The following is a 1,804-nucleotide window of genomic DNA, read 5'->3' as shown; positions in this document are numbered from 1 at the left end:
TAGGGCAATTGACCCGTTGAGACATGGGAGGGAAAGCCTCCAGGGGCGGCGTGGAGAATGTACATTATATGGTAAAATGTGGAGTGTTGTACAACTCCTTTATTTCCCTATGCCTTCACGAAGACTTCATGTCCTGAATCACTCCGTTTKAACCATGAACTTAAATTCAAGGGTGATGAAATCCTGCGAATAAGCGAGTATTTGTGAGAAAATCGAATTAAACTGAGGGAGTTCAAGAAATTCGTATTTTTTATATAAACTATATTTGGTAATATATTAAAAAAAGTACCTTGATCAAGTACTGGATCAAAGCACTTTCCATTTTACAAACTACCAATTACCAAAAGTTATCAAAGCAGTGTTTCTTCTTCTTACAACAAACAAAGTGATGGTCATCATCGCAGCATTTTTTCTTACAAAAATCAAAGTGATGGTCATCATCGCAGCATTTTTTCTTACAAAAATCAAAGTGATGGTCATCATCGCAGCATTTTTTCTTACAAAAATCAAAGTGATGGTCATCATCGCAGCGTTTTTTCTTACAAAAATCAAAGTGATGGTCATCATCGCAGCATTTTTTCTTACAACAATCATCGTGTTTCTTATGATCAAATTTGTTATGAAGATATGTGCTATCTACAAAAGGTTTACGATGTGGAATAGGATTAAAAGGGTTTATTTTAATCACCTCCTTTTTCTATTTTCGAGTTATTTTATTCATTAATAAAAAAAATGCTTGTACAATATAGTACGAATAATGAAAAAAAGGCTATAAAAACAGCAAAAATCTACTGGTTTATAACCGTTTTTAAGAAGTTGATAGTTTTAAACAAAAAAGGGTTTGAAGTAATATTAGAAAAAGAACTTCTTAAACAATTTTCTTGAACTAACGGGTGCGTTAGCTGTAGATCGGAGCTGTCTTAAAGGCAGCTTTTTCTTATGGAACTAAAGGGGCAGTTAGTTGCATACGGCGAACATGTCTTTTGTGTCGTTTAAAACAAAATGTGGAGGAACAAATGAACTGGAAAGGATAAAAAAGAAATTAATCTCTTTTATCCTTTTCAAGTAGCTCAAATCCCACCATCCATTTAAAACAACAGATTCCTTTAAAAGAATAATGGCCTGGCCTATTTTTTGTTAGATTTTATTAACTCCACGTATGTTAAAATGAATTAACAATATATGGATAAATGGAGGGGGTTAGTTAATTGAATAAATACATAAAACCATTTTTAGTTTTTGAATGGATCACGGTATTAGGAGCATCAACAGCTGCTTACATACGTTGGGATATTCCACTTTATATCTGTTTAGGAATCGTTTTATTAGGTGTTATCCTTACTCTATACTTTTCAAAACGATACGAAAAGAAATCAATTAATAAATCACAATAAAGGATCTCTGATTAGAAGATCCTCCCTGCTTGAAAAAATGCCTATTCCTTAATGAACTAACGGGTGCGTTAGCTGAAGATCGGAGCTGTCTTTAAGGCAGCTTTTCTTTATGGAACTATCGGGGCAGATTAGTGAAAGAATAAATTTTAAACAGGACTATTGATTAAGTACGTAGTATTTACAAAGTTGAATGTAAAAAGGGGGGGATCTTTCTGATATAGCAACACATGATATGTCTAACTTTTTTTCCTATTTCGTACTCTGTTTCAAACGAATGATGTGTTCATTTTAAATATCAAATAGATATTTTTGTTGTTATTTCCTAAAAACACCCTACTATAATAGTAGGAGGTAGCATTTGCCATGAAAAGAATACTAGTGTTTCTAGCTACATTTATGTGTTTGTTATG

The 1,804-nt window shown here is 32.8% G+C and carries 2 protein-coding genes; one reads left to right on the top strand and one right to left on the bottom strand.

From position 1 onward, the window contains the following. Positions 1–330 precede the first annotated feature (330 nt). A complete protein-coding gene (locus AC1DIV_RS29880; protein WP_477577954.1) occupies positions 331–594 on the bottom strand; it encodes a hypothetical protein in 264 nt (87 codons plus the stop codon). 614 nt (positions 595–1,208) lie between these two features. On the opposite strand from AC1DIV_RS29880, the gene AC1DIV_RS29875 reads away from it, so the two are divergent. Continuing rightward, positions 1,209–1,394 (top strand): hypothetical protein, encoded by a 186-nt coding sequence (locus tag AC1DIV_RS29875; RefSeq protein ID WP_477577953.1) that lies wholly within the window; start codon positions 1,209–1,211, stop codon positions 1,392–1,394. The last annotated feature ends 410 nt before the right edge of the window (positions 1,395–1,804 follow it).

Source organism: Peribacillus sp. 05N428 (genome assembly GCF_056397085.1).
This window is presented reverse-complemented; position numbering and strand designations above follow the sequence as displayed.